Below are 26,402 nucleotides of genomic sequence, written 5' to 3'. Positions count from 1 at the left end.
AAAGGGCGGTGAGGGAGTTGTGATGTCCCTTAGAGGCCCTTACGCGAAGTAACTTTTGACTTTCGTTCAGCTTCTGTCGACCTGGTGCGGACGTGACACGCAGTGCCGCAGCGTAGCCGAAAGCGCGTCGCGGTCCGCTCGGTCGCTGCGGTACCCTGACGCCATGCGTGCCGTACGCCTTCTGCTTAGTGAGCCGCGCTGATCAATCCCGGTCGCCGGAAAACCGCGACCGGCATCGGCGCGGCGCCCCCTCCTGTGCGAGGGGTTTTTTCATTTCCTGAGCCGCTGGCAGAGACGATCGATGGAGCTTTGAGGATCATGAGCGAGACGAACAACGCTGCCGCCTCCGAGGTGGCCGCGCCGCACCGCTACACGGCCGCCATGGCCGAGCAGATCGAGGCACGCTGGCAGGACTTCTGGGACGCCGACGGCACGTACGAGGCGCCCAACCCGAAGGGCGACCTGGCCGGAGACCCCTCGCTGGTCGCCAAGCCCAAGAAGTTCATCATGGACATGTTCCCGTACCCCTCCGGTGCGGGCCTGCACGTCGGTCACCCCCTGGGCTACATCGCCACCGATGTATTCGCCCGGTACCAGCGCATGACCGGCCACAACGTCCTGCACACCCTGGGCTTCGACGCCTTCGGCCTGCCCGCCGAGCAGTACGCCGTACAGACCGGCACGCACCCGCGGGTGTCCACCGAGGCCAACATCGAGAACATGAAGATCCAGCTGCGCCGGCTGGGCCTGGGCCACGACAGGCGCCGGTCGTTCGCGACGATCGACCCGGACTACTACAAGTGGACCCAGTGGATCTTCCTGCAGATCTTCAACTCCTGGTACGACGACGAGGCCGACAAGGCCCGCCCGATCGCCGAACTGGTCGCACAGTTCCAGACCGGTGAGCGCGCCGTACCCGGTGGACGCTCCTGGAGCGAGCTGACCGAGGTCGAGCGCGCCGACATCCTGAGCGAGTACCGCCTGGCGTACGCCTCCGACGCGCCCGTCAACTGGTGCCCCGGGCTGGGCACCGTCCTGGCCAACGAGGAGGTCACCGCCGACGGCCGCTCCGAGCGCGGCAACTTCCCCGTCTTCAAGGCCAAGCTGCGCCAGTGGAACATGCGGATCACCGCGTACGCCGACCGGCTGCTGGACGACCTGGACGCACTGGACTGGCCCGAGGCCATCAAGCTGCAGCAGCGCAACTGGATCGGCCGCTCCGAGGGCGCCCGCGTCGACTTCCCCGTGGACGGCGAGGCCATCACGGTCTTCACCACCCGCCCGGACACCCTGTTCGGCGCCAGCTACATGGTCCTGGCGCCCGAGCACCCGCTGGTCGAGAAGTTCACCCCGGGCACCTGGCCCGAGGGCACCCACGACGTCTGGACGGGCGGTCACGCCACCCCCGCCGAGGCCGTCGCCGCCTACCGCGCGCAGGCCGCCTCCAAGTCCGACGTGGAGCGGCAGGCCGAGGCCAAGGACAAGACCGGCGTCTTCATCGGCACTTACGCGACCAACCCGGTCAACGGCGAGCAGATCCCCGTCTTCATCGCCGACTACGTCCTGATGGGCTACGGCACCGGCGCGATCATGGCCGTACCGGCGGGCGACCAGCGCGACTTCGAGTTCGCGCGCGCCTTCGAGCTGCCGATCCACTGCATCGTCGAGCCGACCGACGGGCGCGGCACCGACACGTCGACGTGGGAGAACGCCTTCGGGGCGTACGACGCGAAGATCATCAACTCCGCCAACGACGACATCTCGCTGGACGGCATGGCCGTTGCCGATGCCAAGGCGCGCATCACCGAGTGGATGGAGCGCAAGGGCATCGGCCACGGCACCGTCAACTTCCGGCTGCGCGACTGGCTGTTCAGCCGCCAGCGCTACTGGGGCGAGCCCTTCCCGATCGTCTACGACGAGGACGGCATCGCCCACCCGCTGCCCGAGTCGATGCTGCCCCTGGAGCTGCCCGAGGTCGAGGACTACTCGCCGCGCACCTTCGACCCGGACGACGCGAACACGTCCCCGGAGACCCCGCTGTCGCGCAACGAGGACTGGGTGAACGTCACCCTGGACCTGGGTGACGGACGCGGCCCGCGCCCGTACCGCCGCGAGACCAACACCATGCCCAACTGGGCCGGTTCCTGCTGGTACGAGCTGCGCTACCTGGACCCGCACAACTCCGAGAAGCTGGTCGACCCGGAGATCGAGCAGTACTGGATGGGCCCGCGCGAGGGCCAGCCGCACGGCGGCGTCGACCTGTACGTCGGCGGCGCCGAGCACGCCGTGCTGCACCTGCTGTACGCGCGCTTCTGGTCCAAGGTGCTGTTCGACCTGGGGCACGTCTCCTCGGTCGAGCCGTTCCACAAGCTGTTCAACCAGGGCATGATCCAGGCCTACGTGTACCGCGACAGCCGTGGCATCGCCGTACCGGCCGCCGAGGTGGAGGAGCGCGACGGCGCCTACTTCTACCAGGGCGAGAAGGTCTCCCGGCTGCTGGGCAAGATGGGCAAGTCCCTGAAGAACGCGGTCACTCCGGACGAGATCTGCGCCGAGTACGGGGCGGACACGCTGCGTCTGTACGAGATGGCGATGGGCCCCCTGGACGTGTCGCGGCCGTGGGACACGCGCGCGGTGGTGGGCCAGTTCCGGCTGCTGCAGCGGCTGTGGCGCAACGTCGTCGACGAGGCGACGGGCGAGGTCACGGTCGTCGACACCGAGCCGGACGAGCAGGCGCTGCGCGCCCTGCACAAGGCGATCGACGGCGTGCGCCAGGACCTGGAGGGCATGCGCTTCAACACCGCCATCGCCAAGGTCACCGAGCTGAACAACCACCTGACCAAGGTGGGCGGTCCCGTCTCGCGCACGGTCGCCGAGTCGCTGGTGCTGCTGGTCGCGCCGCTGGCCCCGCACATCGCCGAGGAGCTGTGGCGAAAGCTGGGCCACACCGACTCCGTCGTGCACCGGGACTTCCCGGTCGCCGACCCGGCGTACGTCGTGGACGAGATGGTGACCTGCGTCGTGCAGATCAAGGGCAAGGTCAAGGCGCGCCTGGAGGTCTCCCCGTCGATCTCGGACGAGGAGCTGGAGAAGGTGGCGCTGAGCGACGAGAAGGTCGTCGCCGCGCTGGACGGGGCGGGGATCCGCAAGGTGATCGTGCGGGCGCCGAAGCTGGTGAACATCGTTCCCGCGTAGACGGTGGCCCGAGCGGGCCGGGGGTAGTTCCCCTTGTCGGGGTAGTCCCCTACGGGCAGGTTGGGGGTTCCGCTGGAACCCTCGGCCTGCCTTTTCCGTTTACCGTGGAAGAGCCGGCCGGCACCGCCGGGCACTGGAAGCAGCACCCGAGAGGATCGTCATGGAAGCCGTGGGCGTAGTCGTGGCGCTGATCTTCTTGCTGTTCGTGGCGCTGGGCGCGTATGCCACGGTGAAAGTGGTCGGCGCGGCCAAGCGCGGCGTGGACCGCACCGTCGCACAGGCCCGCCGCACGGTGGAGGACTCCACGCTCAGGGCGAAGACCTTCGCCCAGCCGGGCCCCCAGGGCGAGATCGCCCAACTGCGCCTCTCCTTGCGTACATCGATGCGTGCCACCCAGGACGCGCTGCACGCGGGCGTGACGGAGGACGAGTCGCTGAAGGAGTCCCTGGCACTCTTCGAGCGGCTCAGCGCCCATGGCCACGAGCTGGACGGCGAGCTGAAGCGACTGGAGCGCGAGCCGGACAGGAACCGCCTCACCGAGCGTCTTCCCTCGCTGAGGCAGCGCACGGAGCAGATAACGAAGTCGGCGGACGCCCTGCGCTGGGCGGCCCGCGACCGTGCCCAGCGTTTCGGTGACGACGACCTGGACTCGCTGAGCACTCAGATCGACATGGAGGCGGGCGCGCTGCGGCACTGGACGACGGAGCCGGCTTCCACGGGGACGTCATCGGATCCGTCTTCGGATCCCTCTTCGGCGGGGTCGTCCGGTCCGTCCGTAGGGGCGCCCGGCCCGTCAGCGGGGATGCCCGGTGCGGCGTCCACGCGGGCCCCGGAGCCGGCTGCGGGACAGACGCCGCCCCCGGCTTCGTGGCCCGAGGCGCCTCCCGTCCCCGCGGATCAGCAGACCTGGCCGGAGAACCCCGAGTCGCGCAGGGCCGAGGAGCCCACCCGGGCCGCGATCGACCCGCCCGTGCAGCGACAGGCCTACCCTTGGGAGAAGAAGCCCCGCCCCGAGAGCACGACTTGATCCCGCCTGCCCGACCGCAGGTGGGAGGGGGCGGACTGCCACCCACGCTCACTGACAGGTAACCTCCAGCTCATGTCCCGCCATGTCGCGATCGTCACCGATTCAACGGCCTACCTGCCGCCACGGACGATGGAGCGCCACGGCATCACCGCGGTGCCCCTGACCGTGGTCCTCGGCGACCAGGCACTCGAAGAGGGCACCGAGATCTCGGCCCGCTCACTGGCCCAGGCGCTGCAGAAGCGACGGTCCGTCACCACTTCCCGGCCCAGCCCCGAGGTGTTCGCCGAGACCTACCGCAGGGTCGCCGAGTCCGGCGCGACCGGCATCGTCTCGCTGCACCTGTCCGCGGAGTTCTCGGGCACGTACGACGCGGCCGTCCTCGCCGCGCGCGAGGCGTCGGTGCCGGTGCGGGTGGTGGACACCGGAATGGTCGCCATGGCCCTCGGCTTCTGCGCGCTGGCCGCGGCCGAGTCCGCCGAGGCGGGCGGCACGGTCGACGAGGCGGTCACCGCGGCGGAGAAGCGGGCCGCGGGTACGTACGCGTACTTCTACGTCGACACCCTCGACTATCTGCGCCGGGGCGGCCGGATCGGGGCGGCGCAGGCGCTGCTCGGGTCGGCGCTGGCCGTGAAACCGCTGCTGCAACTGGACGGCGGACGCATCGAGCTCCTGGAGAAGGTGCGGACCGCGGGCAGGGCGATCGCCCGCCTGGAGGAGATCGTGGCCGAGCGGGCGGGCGGCGCGCAGGTCGACATCGCGGTCCACCATCTCGCCGCGCCCGAGCGGGCGGCGGCGCTCGCGGAGCGGCTGCGGGTTCGGGTGCCGGGGCTGGCCGACCTGCATGTGAGCGAGGTCGGGGCGGTGATCGGGGCGCACACCGGGCCCGGGCTGCTTGGGGCGGTTGTTTCTCCTCGGTGAGGTCGGATCGCCTCGGTTCGATGAGGTTGGACTGACTCGTGTGGGTGACGGAGTTATCCACAACTGGGCGGTAATCCCCGGGAATTGAGCAAGATCATCGCGGTTCGGCGGTTGTGCCCGATTCTCGTCGCATGGCACTTCGATCACCTTCACGGACAGCGACAGCAACCAGCGGGCCGGGCCGGGGCCCGGTCTCCGACAGCCGCATGCGACACCGCCGTCACCGATATCGCGGCCATCGCGGCAGGTCCCGGCGCCGAGAGGCCTCCGCGGAGGCGCTGCGCCTGCGCGCGGAGACACTCTTCGCCGAACGGACGAGAGTGCGTGGGGAGTTGAGGCATGGTCCGCCGGTGGTGTCTGGGCGGGAGGGGTGGAGCCGGGACGGTGGTGGTGGTGTAGTCGCCGGTGTTGAGACCGATGCACGGGCGGGGGGCCGGGGACGGACGGGGCCCGAGTTCGAGGCTGGATCTGAGGGCGAGGCGGAGTCTGGGGTTACGGGCAGGTCTGGGGTTGCGGCCGGGGCTGGGGCTGGGGTTGCGGCCGGGGCCCTGTGGCGGGAGCGGACCGGGCTCGCCGTCCGGGAGCGGATGCCCTTGTGGCTGCAGTCCAGGTGCGGGCTGGAGCGGAGGAGCGTGGTCGCGCTCACGGTGGTCCTCGTGGTCGCGGCTGTCTTCGCCGCGCAGCACTTCTGGTCGGGGCGGACCCAGCCGGTGAGGGCACCTGAAGTGGTGCGGGCCGTGGGTTCGTACGGGGGAGAGGGCGAGGGCGGGCAGGCGGCGGCGGGATCGTCCGCCGCCGCGCGGGATCCTGTGGGCGTGGCCGGAACGGCTGGTGCGGCCAGTGCCGGAGCCGGTGCCGGTGCCGGTGCCGGTGCCGTCATCGTGGTGGATGTCAGCGGCAAGGTGCGGGAGCCGGGTATTCAGCGGTTGCCGGCCGGTTCTCGGGTGGCCGATGCCCTCCGGGCGGCCGGCGGGGTGCGTCCCGGCACGGACACCGAGGGACTCAACCGGGCGCGGCTGCTCGTGGACGGTGAGCAGGTACTGGTCGGAGCGCCTCCGGCTGTCGCCGGGCCGGGTGCGGCGGGTGGTCCGGGTGCGGCGGGCGCCGGTGGAGCCGCCGCGGGGGCTGCCGCCGCTCCGGTCGGCCTCAACACGGCCACTTTGGAACAGCTGGACACTCTGCCCGGCGTCGGCCCCGTGCTCGCCCAGCACATCATCGACTACCGCACCCAGCACGGCGGCTTCCGCTCGGTCGACGAACTCCGTGAGGTGAACGGAATCGGCGACCGCCGGTTCGCCGATCTGCAGAATCTCGTACGGCCATGAGGAGCCCGGAGACGTACGGTCCGCCGGGGCCGGGGCCGGGGCCGGGGCCGGGGCCGGGGCCGGGAGCGAGGCGGGCTTTCCCGGCGCCCGGCGTGCCGAACGGCGCTCAGCGGTCCGACGACCGGCGCCCGGGCGTACACGCGACGTCCGGCAATCCGCTCGGTGCCGCGCACCCTCACCAAGAGGGGCCGACGGATCTGCGGTTGGTGCCGCCGGCGCTGGCCGCGTGGGCGACGGCGGCGTTGGCGCTGGACGCACCGCCGGGGTGGGTCACCGGCGTGGTGATCGTCTGCTTGGTCGTGGCCGGTGGATTCTTGGCCACCAGCCGAAGCCGCGTGAGCGGTGAGTCGCGGCCGCATCATCGGCCGGAGCCGGAGCCGGAGCCGGAGCCGGAGCCGGAGCCGGAGCCGGAGCCGGGCGGTGTGCCGCAGGGCAGTTCGCGGCGAGGTGGATGGCGTTCGTGGCCGAAGGTCTCCGTCGCCGCCGTGTTGCTCTGTGTCGCGGCGGCGGCCGCCTCGGGCGGTCTGCACGGCGCGGATCTGCGGCGGGGCCCCGTCCCCGAGCTGGCGCGGCAGTACGCCCAGGTGACCGCCGAGGCGGAGGTCACCTCGGATCCACGGCTGACGCGTCCGCGGATCAAGGGCAATCACGCGGCTCCGACCGCCATCCTGCTCAACGCCGAGGTCAGGAAGGTCGAGATGCCGGGCGGGACGGTGGCGGAGACACGAACGCCGGTGTTGCTGATCGTGGACGCGGGTGCGCGGGTGGCCCGTGAGCGGCAGGGCTCGCCCTGGCTCTCCCTCCTGCCCTCCACGAAGGTGCGTGTGACGGCGCGGGTCGTGCCCCCGCTCGGAGACGGTGACCGGATCGCGGCGGTGCTGCGCGTGCGCGGCAGCGGCCCGCCACGAGTGGTCGGGCAGCCGTCGGACACGCAGCGGTTCGCCGGAGAGCTGCGAGGCGGGCTGCGCGCGGCGACCGAGGGGCTGGAGCCGGACGCCCGGGCGCTGTTGCCGGGCCTGGTGGTGGGGGACACGTCACGGATCACGCCGGAGCTGGACGAGGCGTTCAAGGCGACGGATCTCACACACATCCTGGCCGTGAGCGGGGCCAACTTCACGATCCTGCTGGCCCTGCTCATCGGGCCACCCGGTCGCGCCCAGCAGGCGGAGCGCCGAGGGCTGGCACCGCGGCTCGGCATCCCCCTGCGGGCGACCGCCCTGGCTGGCGGGGTGCTCACGCTCGGCTTCGTCATCGTGTGCCGGCCGGACCCGAGCGTGCTGCGAGCCGCGGCCTGCGGATCGATCGCGCTGCTGGCCATCGCGACCGGCCGCCGGCGGTCACTGATCCCGGCGCTGGCCACGGCGGTTCTGCTGCTGGTGCTGTACGACCCCTGGCTGGCACGGAGTTATGGGTTCCTGCTCTCCGTGCTCGCCACCGGCGCCCTGCTCACGCTGGCCCCGAGATGGAGTTCCGCGCTGCGGAGGCGTGGGGTGCCGCCGCGGTTGGCCGAGGCGTTGGCGGCCGCGGGGGCAGCACAGGCGGTGTGCGCACCGGTGGTCGCCGTCCTCTCGGCGCGGGTGAGCCTGGTGGCGGTGCCGTGCAATCTGCTGGTGGAGTTCGCGGTCGCGCCGGCCACGGTGCTGGGCTTCGCGACCCTGGCCACGGCTCCCTGGGCGATGCCGGTCGCCAAGGCACTGGCGTGGTGCGCGAGTTGGCCCGCCGGATGGATCGCGGACATCGCTCGTGCGGGGGCCGCGCTGCCGGGTGGAGGAGTGGACTGGCCGGGCAGTTGGACGGGCGCGCTGCTGCTCGCCCTGGTGATCACCGTTGTCGTGCTGGTCGGCCGCAGACTCCTGAGACACCCCTGGCTCAGCGCTGCCTGCGGAGTGCTGCTCCTGCTGGTGATGGTGCAGCCGCCTCCTCTCACCCGGGTCATCACGGGGTGGCCGCCGCCCGGCTGGCGGTTCGCGATGTGTGACGTGGGACAAGGAGACGCGATGGTGTTGGCGGCGGGCGACGGCACCGGTGTCGTGGTCGACGCGGGACCGGACCCGACGCTGGCCGACCGGTGCCTGCGCGCGCTCGGCATCACACGGATCCCGCTCGTCGTGCTGACCCACTTCCATGCGGACCACGTCGCCGGGCTGCCGGGCGTGCTGCGCGGGCGATCGGTGGGCGCGATCGAGACGACGGGCTTCGAAGAGCCGCTGGACCAGGCGGAGTCCGTCCACCGGCAGGCGGCGGCCCGGCGGATCCCGGTGACACGGGCGGTGGCGGGGGAGCGGCGTCGCACGGGTGCGCTCGACTGGCAGGTCCTGTGGCCGCCACCGGAGCGGGCCCCGGCACCCGAGGGCCCGAACGACGCGAGCGTCACCCTGCTCGTACGGTCGGCGGGGCTGACGCTGCTGATGCTCGGAGACCTCGAACCACCCGCACAGCAGGCACTCCTGAGATCACCGGCCGGCGCCGGCCTGGGAAATGTGGACGTGCTGAAGGTCGCCCACCACGGGTCGGCCTACCAGGATCCGGACCTCATACGCCGGGTGTCGCCGCGCCTCGCTCTCATCTCCTGCGGCACCGACAACCCGTACGGACACCCGGCCCCGAGCACGATGGCGGCGCTGCGAGCCGGGGGTGCGGAGGTGCTGCGTACGGACGAGGACGGGGCGGTCGCCGTGGCAGGCGGCGGTGAGCGCCTGCTGGTGGCGGGAGACTGAGTACATGAAACCCGCACAGGCTGATGCCTACCTCCGCCGTATCGGTGCCGCACACCCCGCCTGGCCCACCGCCGACGTGCTGCGTGAGCTCCAGTTGCGGCATCTGATGACGGTGCCGTTCGAGAACCTGTCGATCCATCTCGGCGAGGAGATCGTGCTGGAGGAGGAGCGGCTGCTGGACAAACTGGTGGGTTCCCGGAGGGGCGGGTTCTGTTACGAACTGAACGGGGCGTTCGGGATGTTGCTCGGAGCGCTGGGCTTCGATGTGACATTGCTCGCGGCTCGCGTGTACGGGGAGGAGGGGCGACTGGGGGTTCCGTTCGACCATCTCGCGTTGCGGGTGCGGACGGTGGACGGGGGTGACTGGCTCGTCGACGTCGGCTTCGGGGCGAACAGCCACTATCCGCTGGCGTTCGGGGAGCGGGGCGAGCAGACGGATCCGGGCGGCGCGTTCCGGGTGATCGTGGCCGGGGCGGATCCGGCGGGGGTGCGGGGGAACGACAGGCGGTTCGGGGACCTGGACGTCGTGCGGGACGGCAGGTCGCAGTACCGGCTGGAGACCCGGCCGCGGGTACTCGGGGACTGTGTGGCCGGAGCCTGGTGGCACAGCACCTCGCCGGCATCGCACTTCACGCAGTCGCTCGTCTGCTCGCGGCTCACCGAGGACGGCGGGCGCATCACGCTCAGCGGACGCACGCTCACGGTGACGGACCCCGACGGAGGGAAGGAGGGGGCTGATCTGGCTACGGACGAGGAGGTATTGACGGCGTATCGGGAACGGTTCGGGATCGAGCTGGAACGCGTCCCGGTTGTCAGGAATCGCTAGCCCTGAGGGAAAGACATTGACGGATCTGCCAATTCGGGCTACTCGTGCGTAGTCCCAGCACATGTGCTGGATTCCTGCGATGTAGACGTCTGTTGCCTCGAAAGTCGCATCAGTGGTCGAATACCTCCTCGGCAACGGTGATTTCACAACGTTCGTGTCGCGCGAGGGTGGGTCGCAGATGGTCGGCAGCTGGCTGGGGAACCGTTCGAACCGAACGCAACGGACGGATCGTGTCGCCGCGGTACCGATGCCCGACGGGGCCGGAGTGCTCAGCTGCCGGGTGCTCGATCCGGTCAACCAGCCGGTGCCGCATGCCGAGTTCGTGGTAACGGACACGTCGGGGCGAAAAGTGGTCGGCGGGGGACTGGATCCGTTCGGGTCCTTCACGGTGACGGTGCCGGCGGGCGAGTACCGGCTCGCGGTGTCGGCCGAGGGGTACGCGCCGTTCCGGACGAACGCCACGGTGGAGGAGAACGCGCTGGCCTCGCTCGGCGAAGTGACACTGCACGTCGCCCGGCCGCCCGCACTGCCCCGGCCGGGGGACTGGGAGATCGAGCCGACGCACTCCACGATCGGGTTCACCGCACGGCACATCGGGCTGGCCAAGGTGCGTGGCAGGTTCAACACGTTCGCGGGGGTGATACGGCTGGCCGAGCGTGCCGAGCAGTCGGCCATGCATGTGGTGATCGACGCGTCGTCCATCGACACGAACGTGAAGATGCGGGACGACCATCTGAGGTCCGCGGACTTTCTGGATGTCGACCGGTTTCCGACGCTGGAGTTCTACAGCGACCGGTTCGCGCATCGGGGTGGCAACCGGTGGGCGGTCACCGGGGCGCTGTCGCTGCACGGTGTGACGCGGACGGTCACGCTCGACACGGAGTACCTCGGCGTCGGCAATGGTATGGAGGGCGAGGTGCGGGCGGCCTGCCGGGCCAGTACCGAACTGCGCCGCGACGACTTCACCGTGAGCTGGCAGACGATGCTCGCCCGGGGGATCGCCGTGGTCGGCCCGAGCATCACGGTCGATCTGGACATACAGATCGTGCCCAAGGGCTGACGGGCTCATGGGCTGACGGGTTCATGGGCTGCTCGGTCAGCGGGCCTGCCTCGGTCGGCAGGTCTGGCCTGGAGTTTCGGGGATCGCCCACCCTCGGCGCGGAGCGTCGTCCGCGTACCGGAAAATGGCCGGGTGAGTGATGTGAGACATGTACTGGTCCTGCCCGACCGCGATGCCGCGCACGAGGCGGCGGAGGCACTCGGGGAGCGGTTCGCACTCGACGAGGAGCCCCAGCTCGTACGGGACGCCCTGGCCGGTGAGGACGACGCCGAGGACGCGCAGTGGCTGCTGGTCCTGCGGGACTCGGACGGGCGGCTCGATGCGGGGGAGCTGGACGAGTTCGCGGGGGAGTGGGACGGGTGGCGCGAGGAGCCGTAGGTCGCCGTCGCGGGTGAAGACCGGCTCGGCCGCCGCATGGCCGTGGGCTTGGCCCTCGGCAGGCGGGCCTCCGCGCGGTCGGCGGGCCTCCATGCGGTCGGCGGGCCTCAGCGCGGCGGACGGCTCGCCCTCCAGCTGACTCCCTCCCACTGGCGCCGGGTCGCCCTTCGGCCGACGGTCCGCCTCGGGGCGGGGGCCACCCCATGGCGGGCGGTCCACCTCGCGGGCGGAGTCCGTTGTCAGTGGTGCGTGGGATGCTTGGGCGCGATGGCCAGGAACTCTGCACAGGACAACCCGCTCGCCCCCGTCACGATCGCCGTCGGCCAGGAGGACCTCCTGCTCGACCGTGCCGTCCGGGAGGTGGTGGTCGCCGCGCGGGCCGCCGACGCGGACACGGATGTACGGGACCTCACGTCGGACCAGTTGCAGCCGGGCACGCTCGCCGAGCTGACCAGTCCGTCGCTCTTCGCGGAGCGCAAGGTCGTCGTGGTGCGCAACGCCCAGGATCTGTCGGCCGACACGATCAAGGACGTGAAGGCGTATCTGGGCGCCCCCGCCGAGGAGATCACGCTCGTGCTGTTGCACGCGGGTGCGGCCAAGGGCAAGGGGCTGCTCGATGCCGCGCGCAAGGCAGGTGCGCGGGAGGTCGCCTGCCCCAAGATGACGAAGCCGGCGGATCGGCTGGCCTTCGTGCGGAGCGAGTTCCGGGCGCTGGGGCGGTCCGCCACGCCTGAGGCCTGCCAGGCCCTTGTCGACTCCATCGGGAGCGATCTGCGGGAGCTGGCGTCCGCCGTGACGCAGCTTGTCTCGGACATCGAGGGGACGATCGACGAGGCCGTTGTCGGGCGGTACTACACGGGCCGGGCCGAGGCCTCCAGCTTCACGGTGGCCGATCGGGCGGTCGAGGGGCGGGCGGCGGAGGCGTTGGAGGCTCTGCGGTGGTCTCTTTCCACCGGGGTCGCGCCTGTGATGATCACCAGTGCGTTGGCGCAGGGGGTGCGGGCGATCGGGAAGCTGTCGTCCGCTCGTGGGGGGCGGCCTGCCGATCTTGCTCGGGAGCTGGGGATGCCGCCGTGGAAGATCGATCGGGTTCGGCAGCAGATGCGGGGGTGGACTCCGGATGGGGTTTCCGTCGCCCTTCGGGCGGTCGCTGAGGCCGATGCGGGGGTGAAGGGCGGGGGGGACGATCCCGAGTACGCCCTCGAGAAGGCCGTCGTCGCGATTGCACGGGCGGCGCGGTCTCGCCGCGGCTAGCTGCCGCCGGGTGTTTTTCGCCCCCGCCGCCCCTACCCATTCCCGTCCCTTACTCAGGGGCTCCGCCCCCGAACCCCCGCATCGCGCTGACGCGCTCGTTCTCAATCGCCGGACGGGCTGAGTGGGTGGGCGGGGCTGATGGGGGTGGGTGGGTTGACCGGGGTGGGTGGGGAATCGGCCTGGACGGCCTCGGGGGGGGGGGGGGGGGGGGGGGGGGGGGGGGGGGGGTTTGCGGGGGGGGGGGGGGGGAATCGGCCTGGACGGCCTCGTCCTCAAACGCCGGACGGGCTGAAGAGTGTCGGCCACGCCCCCAGCGCGACTCACCCCCGCCCCAGCGCGACCCACCCCCGCCGCAGTGCAACCCACGCCCCCCCCGCAATGCAACCCCCCTCGCAGCCCAACCCCCCCACACGCCAAAAGCCCCGGCCCTCCCCCTGGGGAAGGGGGAGAGACCGGGGCCTCGGATTGTGCGAGGGACTCGTACCCGCGTGGCGAACGCAGTCGCGTACGAGTCGGGGTGCCGGTCGGGAGCGGATGAGAGAGGGCCCGCTCAGGTCCTTCCGGCGGTCAAATCAAGTGAGTTCAGCCCTTGAGGGAAGAGACCTTGGAAGCAAGCGCCGACTTCTTGTTGGCGGCCTGGTTCTTGTGGATGACGCCCTTCGAGACAGCCTTGTCCAGCTTGCGCGAAGCCTCGCGCGCGGCCTCCGTGGCCTTCTCGACGTCACCCGCGGCAGCAGCCTCACGGGCCTTGCGGATCGCGGTCTTCAGCGAAGACTTGACGGCCTTGTTGCGCAGCCGAGCCTTCTCGTTGGTCTTGATCCGCTTGATCTGGGACTTGATGTTCGCCACGAATGAGCCTTCTCAGGTTCTGGCACACGAGAAACGAGAGACGGGAAACGGAAATACGCTCACGGACTCGCCTCGTGCACCGTTTGGTTTCTTGAGGATGTGCCTCCTGCAGAGAGGGCATGAGACACAGCTGCTCAGGCTACCAGTCACCGCACGAGTGGCCCAAACCGGTCGCACGCCCCCGCCCGTGGGACCATGGAGCCTACGTATCGATCCGACCCGAGGCGACAGGCGCCTCAAGAGACAGGACCCTGCGTGCCCGCGATCCCTAACAATGTGCCCGAGCCGAGCCGCACCGCCCCGGCTCTGATCCGCAATTTCTGCATCATCGCGCACATCGACCACGGCAAGTCCACGCTCGCCGACCGGATGCTCCAGCTGACCGGGGTGGTCGAGCAGCGGCAGATGCGCGCTCAGTACCTCGACCGGATGGACATCGAGCGCGAGCGCGGCATCACGATCAAGTCCCAGGCGGTGCGACTGCCCTGGGCCCCGACCGACGACCCGGGCAACACCCACATCCTCAACATGATCGACACCCCCGGGCACGTGGACTTCACGTATGAGGTGTCCCGGTCGCTCGCCGCCTGCGAGGGGACCGTTCTCCTCGTGGACGCCGCTCAGGGCATCGAGGCGCAGACTCTCGCCAACCTCTACCTGGCGATGGAGAACGACCTCAAGATCATCCCCGTACTGAACAAGATCGACCTGCCGGCCGCCCAGCCGGAGAAGTTCTCCGAGGAGCTTGCCAACCTCATCGGCTGCCAGCCCGAGGACGTGCTCAAGGTCTCGGCGAAGACCGGCATCGGTGTGGACGCGCTCCTCGACCGGGTCGTCCGTGACGTCCCGGCCCCGGTCGGCGTCGCCGACGCCCCCGCCCGCGCGATGATCTTCGACTCCGTCTATGACTCGTACCGGGGCGTGGTCACGTACGTCCGTGTCATCGACGGCCAGCTCAACAAGCGCGAGCGCATCAAGATGATGTCGACCGGCGCCACCCACGAACTGCTGGAGATCGGCGTCTCGTCCCCCGAGATGACGCCGGCCGACGGCATCGGCGTCGGCGAGGTGGGCTACATCATCACCGGCGTGAAGGACGTCCGTCAGTCCAAGGTCGGTGACACGATCACCAGCAAGGACAAGGGCGCCACCGAGGCCCTCGGCGGATACAAGGACCCTAAGCCGATGGTCTTCTCGGGTCTGTATCCGCTGGACGGTTCGGACTACCCCGACCTCCGCGAGGCGCTGGACAAGCTCCAGCTCAACGACGCCGCCCTGGTCTACGAGCCCGAGACCTCAGCGGCCCTCGGCTTCGGCTTCCGTGTCGGCTTCCTCGGCCTGCTGCACCTCGACGTCATCCGTGAGCGCCTGGAGCGCGAGTTCAACCTCGAACTCATCGCCACCGCGCCCAACGTGGTCTACCGCGTGATCATGGAGGACGGGAAGGAGCACACGGTCACCAACCCGAGCGAGTTCCCCGAGGGCAAGATCGACAAGGTCTTCGAGCCGGTCGTCCGGGCCACGATCCTCGCTCCCAGCGAGTTCATCGGCTCGATCATGGAACTCTGCCAGACCCGCCGCGGCACCCTCCTCGGTATGGACTATCTGTCGGAGGACCGGGTCGAGATCCGCTACACGCTCCCCCTCGCCGAGATCGTCTTCGACTTCTTCGACAACCTGAAGTCCAAGACCCGCGGGTACGCCTCGCTGGACTACGAGCCCACCGGCGAGCAGGACGCCTCGCTGGTGAAGGTCGACATCCTGCTGCACGGCGACCGCGTCGACGCCTTTTCCGCCGTCACGCACAAGGACGCGGCCTACGCGTACGGAGTACGGCTTGTCGCCAAGCTGCGCGAGCTCATCCCGCGCCAGGCCTTCGAGATCCCCATCCAGGCGGCCATCGGGTCCCGGGTCATCGCCCGCGAGACCATCCGCGCCATCCGGAAGGACGTCCTCGCCAAGTGCTACGGCGGTGACATCTCCCGTAAGCGGAAGCTGCTGGAGAAGCAGAAGGAAGGCAAGAAGCGGATGAAGATGGTGGGCTCTGTGGAGGTTCCGCAAGAGGCCTTCATCGCCGTGCTGTCCAGCGACGACGCGGCCGGCTCGGGCAAGGGCAAGAAGTAGCCGCCGGCCCGGTCGTCGGACGGCCGCGGAATCACGGGCCCGTCGCGCTTTCGCGTGGCGGGCCCGCCACGTCAACGGACTGCCGCGTTCCGCCCACGCTCTGTAGGAAGTGACAGCACGCCGCCCCTTACGCACCGGGCGGACGGGCTTTACTCTGATCACCACTCGTTGGTTACTCGTGAGTTAAACAACGAGTGCGCTGAGCCAGTCGCCAGTGAGTCACCAGCACCAGCCTGCCCCTGAGCCATCTGTCAGAGCCAACCGCAATCAGCCAGCCACACGCACTGTCGCGGGCCCCGGAGGATGTCGTGAGCGACACACAGACCCTGATCGAGAACCGTCCGCCGTCCGTGGCGGCCCTCTTCCTGGAGCGCGTGGCGGCGACGCCCGACGCGGAGGCGTACCGCTACCCGGTGCCGCCCGCCTCGGGCGAGGGCCCGGACGACTGGAAGTCCCTGAGCTGGGCACAGGCGGCCGACCGGGTCTACGCGATCGCGGCCGGTCTGATCGAACTGGGTGTGCAGCCGGAGCAGCGCGTCGCGCTCGCCTCCTCGACCCGCGTCGACTGGATCCTCGCCGACCTCGGCATCATGTGCGCGGGCGCGGCGACGACCACTGTCTACCCGCAGACGAACGCCGAGGAGTCGGCCTTCATCCTGGCCGACTCATCGAGCAAGGTGCTGATCGCGGAGGACGCGGCGCAGCTCGCCAAGGCCCAGGAGAAGCATGGTGACCTGCCCGAGCTGACCCACATCGTGGTGATCGACCCGGCCGGCGTGGAGTCGAGCGAGGGGGTCCTCACGCTCGCCGAGCTGGAGGCCCGCGGGGCCGCGTACCTGGAGAAGAACCCCGACCTGATCAAGGAGAAGGTCGGGGCGATCACCAAGGACCAGCTGGCCACCCTCATCTACACCTCCGGCACCACGGGCCGCCCCAAGGGTGTCCGGCTGCCGCACGACAACTGGTCGTACATGGCGAAGGCCATCGCCGCGACCGGTCTGGTCAGCCAGGACGACGTCCAGTACCTGTGGCTGCCGCTCGCGCACGTCTTCGGCAAGGTGCTCACGTCCGGCCACATCGAGGTCGGACACGTCACCGCCGTCGACGGCCGTGTCGACAAGATCATCGAGAACCTGCCGGTCGTGCGGCCGACCTACATGGCTGCCGTGCCCCGCATCTTCGAGAAGGTCTACAACGGCGTCGCGGCCAAGGCGCGGGCCGGCGGCGGTGCCAAGTACAAGATCTTCCAGTGGGCGGCCGGCGTCTCCCGCGAGTACGCGAAGGCCACGCAGGACAACTTCCGCCGCACCGGCACCGCCTCCGCGCCCTTCGGCCTCTCCGCCAAGCACAAGGTCGCCGACGCGCTCGTCTACGCCAAGATCCGCGAGGCCTTCGGCGGCAATCTGCGCGCCTGTGTCTCCGGCTCGGCGGCCCTCGCGCCCGAGATCGGCTTCTTCTTCGCGGGCGCCGGCATCCACATCCTGGAGGGGTACGGGCTCACGGAGTCGTCCGCCGCCTCCTTCGTGAACCCCGGCGAGGCGTACCGCACGGGCACGGTCGGCAAGCCGCTGCCCGGCACCGAGGTGCGCATCGCGGACGACGGCGAGATCCTGCTGCGCGGCCCCGGCATCATGGAGGGCTACCACGGGCTGCCCGAGAAGACCGCCGAGGTGCTGGAGTCCGACGGCTGGTTCCACACCGGCGACATCGGCGAGCTGTCCCCCGACGGCTATCTGCGCATCACGGACCGCAAGAAGGACCTCATCAAGACCTCGGGCGGCAAGTACATCGCGCCCGCCGAGGTCGAGGGCCAGTTCAAGGCCGTCTGCCCGTACGTCTCCAACATCCTCGTGCACGGCGCCGACCGGAACTTCTGCACCGCGCTCATCGCCCTCGACGAGCCGTCGATCCTCGGCTGGGCCGCGGACAACGGCCTGTCGGGCAAGTCGTACGCCGAGGTCGTCGCCGCCCCCGCGACGGTCGAGCTCATCGACGGCTACGTCAAGACGCTCAACGAGGGCCTCCAGCGCTGGCAGACCATCAAGAAGTTCAAGCTCCTCCCGCGCGACCTCGACATCGAACACGGCGAACTGACGCCCAGCCTGAAGCTGAAGCGCCCGGTTGTGGAACGGGAGTACAAGCACCTGATCGACGAGATGTACGCGGGTTCGCGCGAGGCCTAGCCGTCGGGCTGGGGGCGCCCCTGGCCCGGCTGGGGGCGCGCGTGTCGGTTCGGCTGCGGGTTCGTTGTGGCTGGTCGCGCAGTTCCCCGCGCCCCTTACGGGCGCAGTTGCCCGCGCCCCTTGCAGGGGGCGCGGGTGGGGTCACAGGCCCCGGCCCTTTCGCATTTCGCGGAGCAGGTCCTCCATGTGGCGTATGTGGTGGCGCAGTTCGAGGACGTCCTTGAGGTCGCTGGTCGCCATGTGGGTCTCGATCGCGCGCAGGCGGTCGGCGAGTTCGTCGAACTGCGCCTGCTCGCGGGCGAGCATCCGCTCCAACTGCCGGTTCTTGCGGTGCAGATCGAGGAAGACGGTCACCTTGGCACGCAGCACCCAGGGGTCGAACGGCTTGGTGAGATAGTCGGCGGCTCCGGTCGCGTACCCGCGGAACGCATAGCCCGCGTCGGAGTCCGTGCCGGTCAGGAAGATGATCGGTACGTCCTTGGTCTGGTCGAGCCGCTTGATGTTCGCGGCCGTCTCGAAGCCGTCCATGCCCGGCATCCGGATGTCGAGAAGGACGACGGCGAACCGCTGCCGCAGCAGCGCCTTCATCGCCTCCTCGCCCGAACGGGCGCGTACGAGCGGTTCGTTGAGGGACCCCAGGACGGCCTCCAGCGCGATCAGGTTGTCCTCCATGTCGTCCACGAGGAGGATGCTGGCGCGCTCGTCGGTCGATGCCTCAGTGCTCATGGTGATTGACTGCCTGCCTCATTGGTTCGCCGGCGGGACGGTGGGCTCCTCCGATGCGACGGACTCCGGCGCCCCGGAACCCACGGGTTCCGCTGTGCCGGTCGCGACGGAGAGGCCCTGCTCCTCGGCATCCGTGCTCTCGGGGTCCAGGAGCGCACAGACGACGGTCAGCAGCTGATCGACGTCCACCGGCTTGGGTACGTAGTCGTTCGCACCGCGCGCGATGGACTTCTCGCGGTCGCCCGGCATCGCCTTGGCGGTGAGGGCGACGATGGGAAGTCCGGCCCAGCGCGGGGTGCGGCGGATGGCGGAGATGGTCTCGTAGCCGTCCATCTCCGGCATCATGATGTCCATCAGTACGAGTTGGACGTCGGGGTTGCGTTCCAGTGTCTCGATGCCCTCGCGCCCGTTCTCCGCGTACAGGACGGGCATCCCGACCCGGCCCAGTACGTGGGTGAGCGCGAAGACGTTGCGGATGTCGTCGTCCACGATCAACACCCGCCGTCCAGGCAGGACCTGGCCTGCCCGCCCCGCCTTCCACGCCTCCAGTTTGGTGGGTGCCGGCCAGCTGTCGTCCTGGTCGTGGACGGTGTAGGGATCGGAGGACAGCTGCTCGGGCATGGGCAGGGCCCGATCCTCGGCGCCCGGCTCGGTCGCCGAGTGCCCGGGGCTGACGACGGGCACGTACAGCGTGAAGGTGGACCCCTTGCCGGGCATGCTCTCGGCGATGATGCGGCCGCCCAGCAGGCCCGCGATCTCCCGGCTGATGGACAGGCCGAGGCCCGTGCCGCCGTACTTGCGGTTCGTCGTGCCGTCGGCCTGCTGGAACGCCTCGAAGATCACCGGGAGTTTCTCCGGGGCGATGCCGATGCCGGTGTCGGAGACCGCGAAGGCGATCACGTGGTCGCTCTTCTCGCGCGTGTAGCGGTGCTCGGTGTCCTTGACGCGGTTGACGCGCAGCTCGACCCGTCCCGTCGCGGTGAACTTGATCGCGTTCGAGAGCAGGTTGCGCAGGATCTGCTGGAGCCGCTGCTCGTCCGAGTACATCTCGCGCGGTACGTCCTCGCCGACCGACACCTCGAAGGCGAGCCCCCGGTCCAGCGTGAGCGGCCGGAACGTGGCGTGCACGTAGTCGAGCAGCTTGATCAGCGGCAGCTTCTTCGGGCGTACGTCCATCCGGCCGGCCTCGATCTTCGACAGGTCGAGGATGTCGTTGATCAGCTGGAGGAGGTCGGAGCCGGAGCGGTGGATCGTCGTCGCGAACTGCACCTCCTGGTCCGAGAGATGACCGTCCGGGTTGTCGGAGAGCAGCCGGGCCAGGATCAGCAGCGAGTTGAGGGGCGTCCGCAGCTCGTGCGACATGTTCGCCAGGAACTCCGACTTGTACTGGGAGCTGGTGGCCAACAGGGCTGCCTTCTCCTCCAGTTCGGCATTCGAGCGCTGCAACTCGGCCTGCTGCGACTGCAGTTCGTCGGAGCGGTCCTGGAGCTGGACGGCCAGGCGCTGCGACTCGCCGAGCAGTGACTCCGTACGGGAGTTGGCGATGATGGTGTTGATCGCGACGCCGATGGTGTTCACGAACTGGTCGAAGAAGGCCAGGTGGACGTCGGAGAAGCGGGAGAAGGAAGCCAGCTCGATCACCCCGAGCAGCTTGTCCTCGAAGAGGATCGGGATGATGACGACGCTCGCGGGAGCGGCTTCCCCCAGACCGCTGTTGATCTTGATGTAGTCCGGCGGGGCCTCCTCCACCAGAATCCGCTTCTTCTCCCGTGCGGCCTGCCGTACGAGCCCGTGCACCGGCATGGTGCCCGTGTCGACGGTCGCGCCCTGCGCCGAGCCGTACCCCGCGATGAAGGCGAGCCCCTTGGCGGGCACGGCCGTGTGCAGCGAGGCGCCGTCCTCCTCCGGGTCGGCCAGGAAGAAGGCGCCGTACTGCGCGTTCACCAGCGGGGTCAGCTCGCGCAGGATCAGGTCGGCGACCTCCATCAGGTCCCGGTGGCCCTGCATCAGGGCGGCGAGACGGGCGAGGTTCGACTCCAGCCAGTCCTTCGCGCGGGTCGTCTCGCGGAGGTTGGCCACCATCAGGTTGATGTTGTCCTTCAGCTCGGCGACCTCGCCCTGCGTCTCCACCGTGATCGAGCGGGACATGTCGCCCTGGGCCACCGCGGACGCCACCTCGGCGATCGCGCGGACCTGGGTGGTGAGGTTGGACGCCAGCTCGTTCACGTTCGTCGTCAGGCGCTTCCAGGTGCCGTACACGCCCTCCACCCGTGCCTGGCCGCCGAGTTGGCCCTCGGAACCCACCTCGCGGGCCACGCGCGTGACCTCGGACGAGAACGACGACAGCGTGTCCACCATCGTGTTGATCGTGGTCTTCAGCTCCAGGATCTCGCCGCGCGCGTCCACGTCGATCTTCTTGGAGAGGTCTCCCTGGGCCACGGCGGTCGCGACCTGAGCGATGTTCCGGACCTGTGAAGTCAGGTTGTCCGCCATGTAGTTGACGTTGTCGGTCAGGTCCCGCCAGACGCCGGACACACCGAGGACCTGGGCACGGCCGCCGAGCCGTCCGTCGGTGCCGACCTCGCGGGCCACGCGGGTCACCTCGTCGGCGAAGGCGCGCAGCTGCTCCACCATCGTGTTGACGGTGTCCTTCAGCTCCAGGATCTCGCCGCGCGCGTCGACCGTGATCTTCTTGCCCAGGTTGCCGTTCGCCACGGCCGTCGTCACCTGGGCGATGTTCCGTACCTGTGAAGTGAGGTTCAGGGCCATGAAGTTGACGTTGTCGGTGAGGTCTTTCCAGACCCCGGACACACCGCGCACCTGAGCCTGCCCGCCGAGGTTTCCCTCGGTGCCGACCTCGCGGGCGACGCGGGTGACTTCGTCGGCGAAGGCGGAGAGCTGGTCGACCATCGTGTTGATGGTCGACTTGAGCTCCAGGATCTCGCCCTTCGCCTCCACCGTGATCTTCTTGCCGAGGTCGCCCTGTGCCACGGCCGTGGAGACGAGTGCGATGTTCCGGACCTGTGAAGTCAGGTTGTCCGCCATGAAGTTGACGTTGTCGGTGAGGTCCTTCCAGACCCCGGACACCCCACGGACCTGCGCGCGCCCGCCCAGGTTTCCCTCCGTACCCACCTCGCGGGCCACGCGGGTGACCTCGTCGGCGAAGGCGGAGAGCTGGTCGACCATGGTGTTGATGGTCGACTTCAGCTCCAGGATCTCGCCCTGTGCGTCGACCGTGATCTTCTGGCTCAGGTCGCCGTTGGCCACGGCCGTGGTGACCTGGGCGATGTTGCGGACCTGAGAGGTCAGGTTCGAGGCCATGAAGTTGACGTTGTCGGTGAGGTCTTTCCAGACCCCGGACACGCCGCGCACCTGGGCCCGGCCGCCCAACTGGCCCTCCGTACCCACCTCGCGGGCCACGCGGGTGACCTCGTCGGCGAAGGCGGAGAGCTGGTCGACCATCGTGTTCACGGTCAGCTTCAGTTCGAGCAGCTCGCCGGTCGCCTCGACCGTCACCGTACGGGTCAGGTCGCCGCGCGCCACCGCCGTGGTGACCAGGGCGATGTCGCGGACCTGGGCGGTCAGCCGGGACGCCATCGTGTTCACCGCCTCGGTCACGTCCCGCCAACTGCCCGACAGGCCCGTCACCTTGGCGCGGCCGCCCAGCCGCCCCTCCGTGCCGACCTCGCGGGCCACCCGGGTCACCTCGCCGGTGAACAGGGACAGCTGGTCGACCATCTTGTTGACCGTCCGGCCCAACCGGCGCAGGTCGCCCCGCAGTTGGCGGTTGCCGTCGTGCAGGTCGACGCGCTGGGTCAGGTCGCCGCCCGCCACCGCGTCGAGCACACGTGTCGCGTTGGCGGCCGGTGCCACCAGCGCGTCCAGCAACTGGTTCACGTCGTTGACCCGGGTCGTCCAGTGGCCCTGTCCCGGGCTCGCGGAGAGCCGCTCGTCGAGCCGGCCGTGGCGGACGAGCTCCCGGCGGACGCGCTGCACCTCGGAGTTGAAGTGCAGGCTGCGGTCCAGGATCTGGTTGAACACCGTGACCAGCTCGGCCACCAGCCCGTGGCCCGATTCGGGCACCTTGCTGAAATCGCCGTCTCGGGCGGCGGTCATGGCAGCGAGCAGAGGACGCAGGTCTGATGCCCGAATCTGTCCGTCTTCGAGCACATGCGTAGCACTGTTCTCACTCATGGTGGCCCAACTTCGGTAACTCGGCGCTTATGGGCGTGGCCAGTCTGTCACTCTGTCCGCATCGCCTGAGGCGTAATCGTCCGAACTGCTCAGGGAGCCGCACAGTGGGGCCCATACCGACGCAACGGGAGTCCATGTCCCGTGCTTCTGAGGCGCCAGAGCGCCCGCGGGCGGTGGCACGTACGTCCTTACCGGGCAACCCTCTCGCGCCGGGCGCCGCCCGTCGGTTCGTCCGCACCGCGCTCGCCGAATGGACCGAACTCGCCCTGCCCGGAGCCGAGTTCATCACCGACCTGCTCGTCGCCGACGCCATGGTGGTCGTCAGCGAACTCGTCACGAACGCGGTGGTGCACGCCGGCACGGACGTGGAGCTGCTGTGCCGGCTCGGCCGTTGCTCGGAGGACTGCCCGGCGGCCGCCGCGTCGGACTCCAGGGCCGTACGAACGGTCGCTTCGTACGCAGGTTCGGGCAGTGGTGAGGGTGCGGGCAACGACTCCGAGCCAGGGCCCGTCCCCGATCCCGGCGTCCTCGTCATAGAGGTGTCCGACCACCACCCCGCGCGTGTGGTGCGCGACGACGGGGCGGAGCGGCCGTACGACACCGGCGAGTACGGCCGGGGCCTGCACCTGGTCTCCGCGCTCTCCGAGGCCTGGGGCATCACCTACCGCACCGGCGTCAAGACGGTATGGGCACGCCTGCCCGTGGACGGGACCGCGACCGTCGAGGAGGAGGCCGAGGCCTACGACGGCGAACACGCGCTGCGGCGCGGGCAGCGGGCCGCCGAGATCCTCGCCCCCGCACCCCGCCGCGGCACGCAGGACCAGGACTGGCGCAGCCGCGGCGTCCTCTCCTTCCTCGCCGAGGCCTCCGACCTGCTCGCCGGGCAGCTCGACGAGGATCTGGTCGCCGCGCTCACCGGGCAGCTGCTCGTCCCGCGGCTCGCCGACTGGTGCGCGGTGTGGCTGGAGGACGAGGCCCCCGGCCGCTCCGACGGGGGTGTCGTCGGCGGGCCACGGCTCGCCCGCGTCTGGCACGGCAGCGAGAACCGCATCGAGGAACTGCGCCGGCTCCTGGAGAAGGACCCGCCCGAGCTGCCCGAGTCGGACCGCGCGGGACCCGTGCCCGTGCCCTGGCCCGCCGAGGCGCTGGAGGCCCGGGCGACGGGCGGATCGGCACTCGCGTTCCGGCTGATCGCGGGCGGCAGACCGCTCGGCACGCTGGTCATCGGCCGGGCCGGGCAGACCCGCTTCCCCGACGAGATCACGGGGCTCGTCGAGGACCTCAGCCGCCGCGTCGCGCTCGCCATCGGCGCGGCCCGGCAGTACGCGCGCCAGGCCACCATCAGCCGCGTACTGCAGCGCGGACTGCTGCCCGGCGCGGTCGCCGAGATCCCCGGCGTACGCAGCGCGCTCGTCTACGAACCGTGCGACAAGGGCGGACCCAGCGGGGACTTCTACGATCTCTTCCCCGCCGGCGACGGCCGCTGGTGCTTCGCCCTCGGCGACGTCCAGGGCAAAGGCCCCGAGGCGGCCGTGGTGATCGGCCTCGCCCGGCCGTGGCTGCGGCTCCTCGCGCGGGAGGGTTACGAGGTGCCCGACGTCCTCGACCGCCTCAACCAGCTCCTCCTCGACGACGCGACCGAGGCCTCCGACGCGGCGGCGCGGGCCCTGGTGTCCGCGGGCGGCACCGGGCTCGCGGACGAGGGGCCGCAGACCCGATTCCTCTCCCTCCTCTACGGCGAGCTGGTGCCCTTCGACGGCGGAGTGCACTGCACGGTCGCCTCCGCCGGGCACCCGCTGCCGTTGCTCCTGCAACCATCCGGAAAGGTCGGTGAGGTGGCCCAGCCGCAGACCCTCCTCGGCGTCTTCGAGGACGCCAGCTACCTCTGCGGGACCTTCGAGCTGCGCCCCGGCGACAGCCTTCTGTGCGTCACGGACGGCGTGACCGAGCGCCGCAGCGGGCACCGGCAGTTCGACGACGACGACGGCCTCGCCGCCGCGTTCGCCGGGTGCGCGGGCCTGAGCGCCGAGCTGATCGCCGAACGGATCCGCCGCCTGGTCCACGAGTTCGGCGGCAAGCCGCCGGAGGACGACCTGGCGCTGCTGGTGCTCCAGGCGGAGTAGGCGGAGTAGGCGGCCCCAGAGAGGGCTGGGCGGGGAGTGCCGAAGGTGCTGGACAATGGAGTACATGCCTTCCGCACTTCCCGACGGCGAGCCCGTCCCCGACGACGGGGCGCTGCCCGCGCACGCCCTGGCCGGCGCGGCCGACCGTCCGCTCGGGTTCTACCTCCACGTCCCGTACTGCGCGACCCGCTGCGGCTACTGCGACTTCAACACGTACACGGCGACGGAGCTGCGCGGCTCGGGGGGCGTCCTCGCCTCCCGCGACAACTACGCCTCGACCCTGATCGACGAGATCCGCCTGGCCCGCAAGGTCCTCGGCGACGACCCGCGGCCCGTCCGCACGGTCTTCGTCGGCGGCGGTACGCCCACACTGCTGGCCGCCGACGATCTCGTACGGATGCTGGGGGCGATCCGGGACGAGTTCGGGCTCGCGGCGGACGCGGAGGTCACGACGGAGGCGAACCCGGAGTCCGTGGACCCGGCGTATCTGGCCGCGCTCCGGGAGGGCGGGTTCAACCGCGTCTCCTTCGGCATGCAGAGCGCGCGGCAGCACGTGCTGCGGGTGCTGGACCGTACGCACACGCCCGGCCGGCCCGAGGCCTGTGTCGCCGAGGCCCGTGCGGCCGGGTTCGACCACGTCAACCTCGACCTCATCTACGGCACGCCCGGTGAGAGCGACGACGACTGGCGGGCCTCGCTCGACGCGGCGATCGGCGCCGGGCCCGACCACGTGTCCGCGTACGCCCTGATCGTCGAGGAGGGGACACAGCTCGCGCGCCGCATCCGGCGCGGGGAAGTCCCCATGACCGACGACGACGTGCACGCGGACCGGTACCTCATCGCGGAGGACCGCCTCTCCGCGGCGGGCTTCTCCTGGTACGAGGTCTCCAACTGGGCCACGTCCGATGCCGGGCGCTGCCTTCACAACGAGCTGTACTGGCGGGGGGCCGACTGGTGGGGGGCCGGGCCCGGGGCGCACTCCCATGTGGGGGGTGTTCGCTGGTGGAACGTAAAGCATCCGGGGGCCTATGCGGGGGCTCTGGCGGTGGGGAGGTCGCCCGGGGCCGGGCGGGAGCTGCTGTCTTCGGAGGACCGGCGGGTCGAGCGGATCCTGCTGGAGCTGCGGCTCCTTGAGGGGGTTCCGCTGGCGCTGCTCCACGCGGATGGGCTTGCGGCGTCTCGTCGGGCTCTGGCCGATGGTCTGCTCCAGGCCGGGCCGTATGAGTCCGGGAGTGCGGTGCTCACCCTGCGGGGGCGGTTGCTTGCGGACGGCGTGGTACGGGACCTGGTGGACTGAGGGCCTGTTTTCGCCCCCGCCGCCCCTACCCATTCCCGTCCCTCTGGGGCTCCGCCCCAGGCCCCGTGGGGGTGTGTTTTTGGGTGCGGGCCGGATGTGGCTGGTCGCGCAGTTCCCCGCGCCCCTAAAGACCTTAGGGGCGCGGGGAACTGCGCAGTCTTTTGGGGGTTCGGGGGCGGAGCCCCTGAGTAGTGACGGGAATGGGT

Annotated in this window: 16 protein-coding genes; 13 read left to right on the top strand and 3 right to left on the bottom strand. The window is 70.2% G+C overall.

Translation table 11 applies throughout. From position 1 onward, the window contains the following. Window positions 1-318: 318 nt before the first annotated feature. The 9 genes from leuS to holA all read left to right on the top strand — a co-directional run bounded on the left by leuS (window position 319) and on the right by holA (window position 12,700). Window positions 319-3,195, top strand: coding sequence for a leucine--tRNA ligase (gene leuS / locus ACIBEI_RS45780; protein ID WP_398897111.1), 2,877 nt, complete (start codon window positions 319-321; stop codon window positions 3,193-3,195). A gap of 160 nt (window positions 3,196-3,355) precedes the next feature. Beyond that, window positions 3,356-4,222, top strand: a complete 867-nt coding sequence (locus ACIBEI_RS45775; protein ID WP_398897109.1) for a hypothetical protein — start codon at window positions 3,356-3,358, stop codon at window positions 4,220-4,222. Between the two features lie 72 nt (window positions 4,223-4,294). After that, window positions 4,295-5,140, top strand: coding sequence for a DegV family protein (locus ACIBEI_RS45770; protein ID WP_398897107.1), 846 nt, complete (start codon window positions 4,295-4,297; stop codon window positions 5,138-5,140). Between the two features lie 131 nt (window positions 5,141-5,271). After that, complete coding sequence (locus ACIBEI_RS45765; protein WP_398897106.1) at window positions 5,272-6,465, top strand: helix-hairpin-helix domain-containing protein; 1,194 nt, start codon at window positions 5,272-5,274, stop codon at window positions 6,463-6,465. After that, a complete protein-coding gene (locus ACIBEI_RS45760; RefSeq protein WP_398897104.1) occupies window positions 6,462-9,182 on the top strand; it encodes a ComEC/Rec2 family competence protein in 2,721 nt (906 codons plus the stop codon). Before ACIBEI_RS45765 ends, ACIBEI_RS45760 begins: the two co-directional genes overlap by 4 nt. Window positions 9,183-9,186: 4 nt before the next feature. Further along, window positions 9,187-10,008, top strand: coding sequence for an arylamine N-acetyltransferase (locus ACIBEI_RS45755; RefSeq protein ID WP_398897102.1), 822 nt, complete (start codon window positions 9,187-9,189; stop codon window positions 10,006-10,008). 178 nt (window positions 10,009-10,186) lie between these two features. Beyond that, window positions 10,187-11,068, top strand: coding sequence for a YceI family protein (locus ACIBEI_RS45750; RefSeq protein ID WP_398897157.1), 882 nt, complete (start codon window positions 10,187-10,189; stop codon window positions 11,066-11,068). Window positions 11,069-11,200: 132 nt separating this feature from the next. After that, window positions 11,201-11,446: a hypothetical protein gene (locus ACIBEI_RS45745; protein WP_143632075.1), complete on the top strand. Its 246-nt coding sequence runs from the start codon at window positions 11,201-11,203 to the stop codon at window positions 11,444-11,446. A 267-nt stretch (window positions 11,447-11,713) separates the two neighbouring features. Further along, a complete protein-coding gene (gene holA / locus ACIBEI_RS45740; RefSeq protein WP_398897101.1) occupies window positions 11,714-12,700 on the top strand; it encodes a DNA polymerase III subunit delta in 987 nt (328 codons plus the stop codon). Window positions 12,701-13,282: 582 nt separating this feature from the next. Here holA and rpsT read toward each other — a convergent pair. Continuing rightward, a complete protein-coding gene (gene rpsT / locus ACIBEI_RS45735; RefSeq protein ID WP_143632071.1) occupies window positions 13,283-13,549 on the bottom strand; it encodes a 30S ribosomal protein S20 in 267 nt (88 codons plus the stop codon). Between the two features lie 255 nt (window positions 13,550-13,804). Between rpsT and lepA the strand changes: the two genes are divergently transcribed. Further along, window positions 13,805-15,673 (top strand): translation elongation factor 4, encoded by a 1,869-nt coding sequence (gene lepA, locus ACIBEI_RS45730; RefSeq protein WP_398897100.1) that lies wholly within the window; start codon window positions 13,805-13,807, stop codon window positions 15,671-15,673. A gap of 308 nt (window positions 15,674-15,981) precedes the next feature. Continuing rightward, on the top strand, window positions 15,982-17,856 hold the full coding sequence (locus ACIBEI_RS45725) for an AMP-dependent synthetase/ligase (RefSeq protein WP_398897099.1): 1,875 nt from the start codon (window positions 15,982-15,984) through the stop codon (window positions 17,854-17,856). A 141-nt stretch (window positions 17,857-17,997) separates the two neighbouring features. Here ACIBEI_RS45725 and ACIBEI_RS45720 read toward each other — a convergent pair whose 3' ends face one another. Beyond that, window positions 17,998-18,582: a two-component system response regulator gene (locus ACIBEI_RS45720; protein WP_266739935.1), complete on the bottom strand. Its 585-nt coding sequence runs from the start codon at window positions 18,580-18,582 to the stop codon at window positions 17,998-18,000. A gap of 18 nt (window positions 18,583-18,600) precedes the next feature. Further along, window positions 18,601-22,698, bottom strand: a complete 4,098-nt coding sequence (locus ACIBEI_RS45715) for a HAMP domain-containing protein (protein ID WP_398897097.1) — start codon at window positions 22,696-22,698, stop codon at window positions 18,601-18,603. A gap of 212 nt (window positions 22,699-22,910) precedes the next feature. Between ACIBEI_RS45715 and ACIBEI_RS45710 the strand changes: the two genes are divergently transcribed. Next, window positions 22,911-24,899 carry a SpoIIE family protein phosphatase gene (locus ACIBEI_RS45710; protein WP_398897095.1) on the top strand — a complete coding sequence of 663 codons (1,989 nt, stop codon included), beginning with the start codon at window positions 22,911-22,913 and terminating at the stop codon, window positions 24,897-24,899. A gap of 64 nt (window positions 24,900-24,963) precedes the next feature. Further along, window positions 24,964-26,196 (top strand): radical SAM family heme chaperone HemW, encoded by a 1,233-nt coding sequence (hemW, locus tag ACIBEI_RS45705; RefSeq protein WP_398897093.1) that lies wholly within the window; start codon window positions 24,964-24,966, stop codon window positions 26,194-26,196. Window positions 26,197-26,402: the final 206 nt, after the last annotated feature.

Source organism: Streptomyces sp. NPDC050988, assembly GCF_044456225.1.
Lineage (GTDB): Bacteria > Actinomycetota > Actinomycetes > Streptomycetales > Streptomycetaceae > Streptomyces.
Note: the sequence above shows the minus strand (reverse complement) of the source record. Positions and strands in the feature narration are given on the sequence as shown.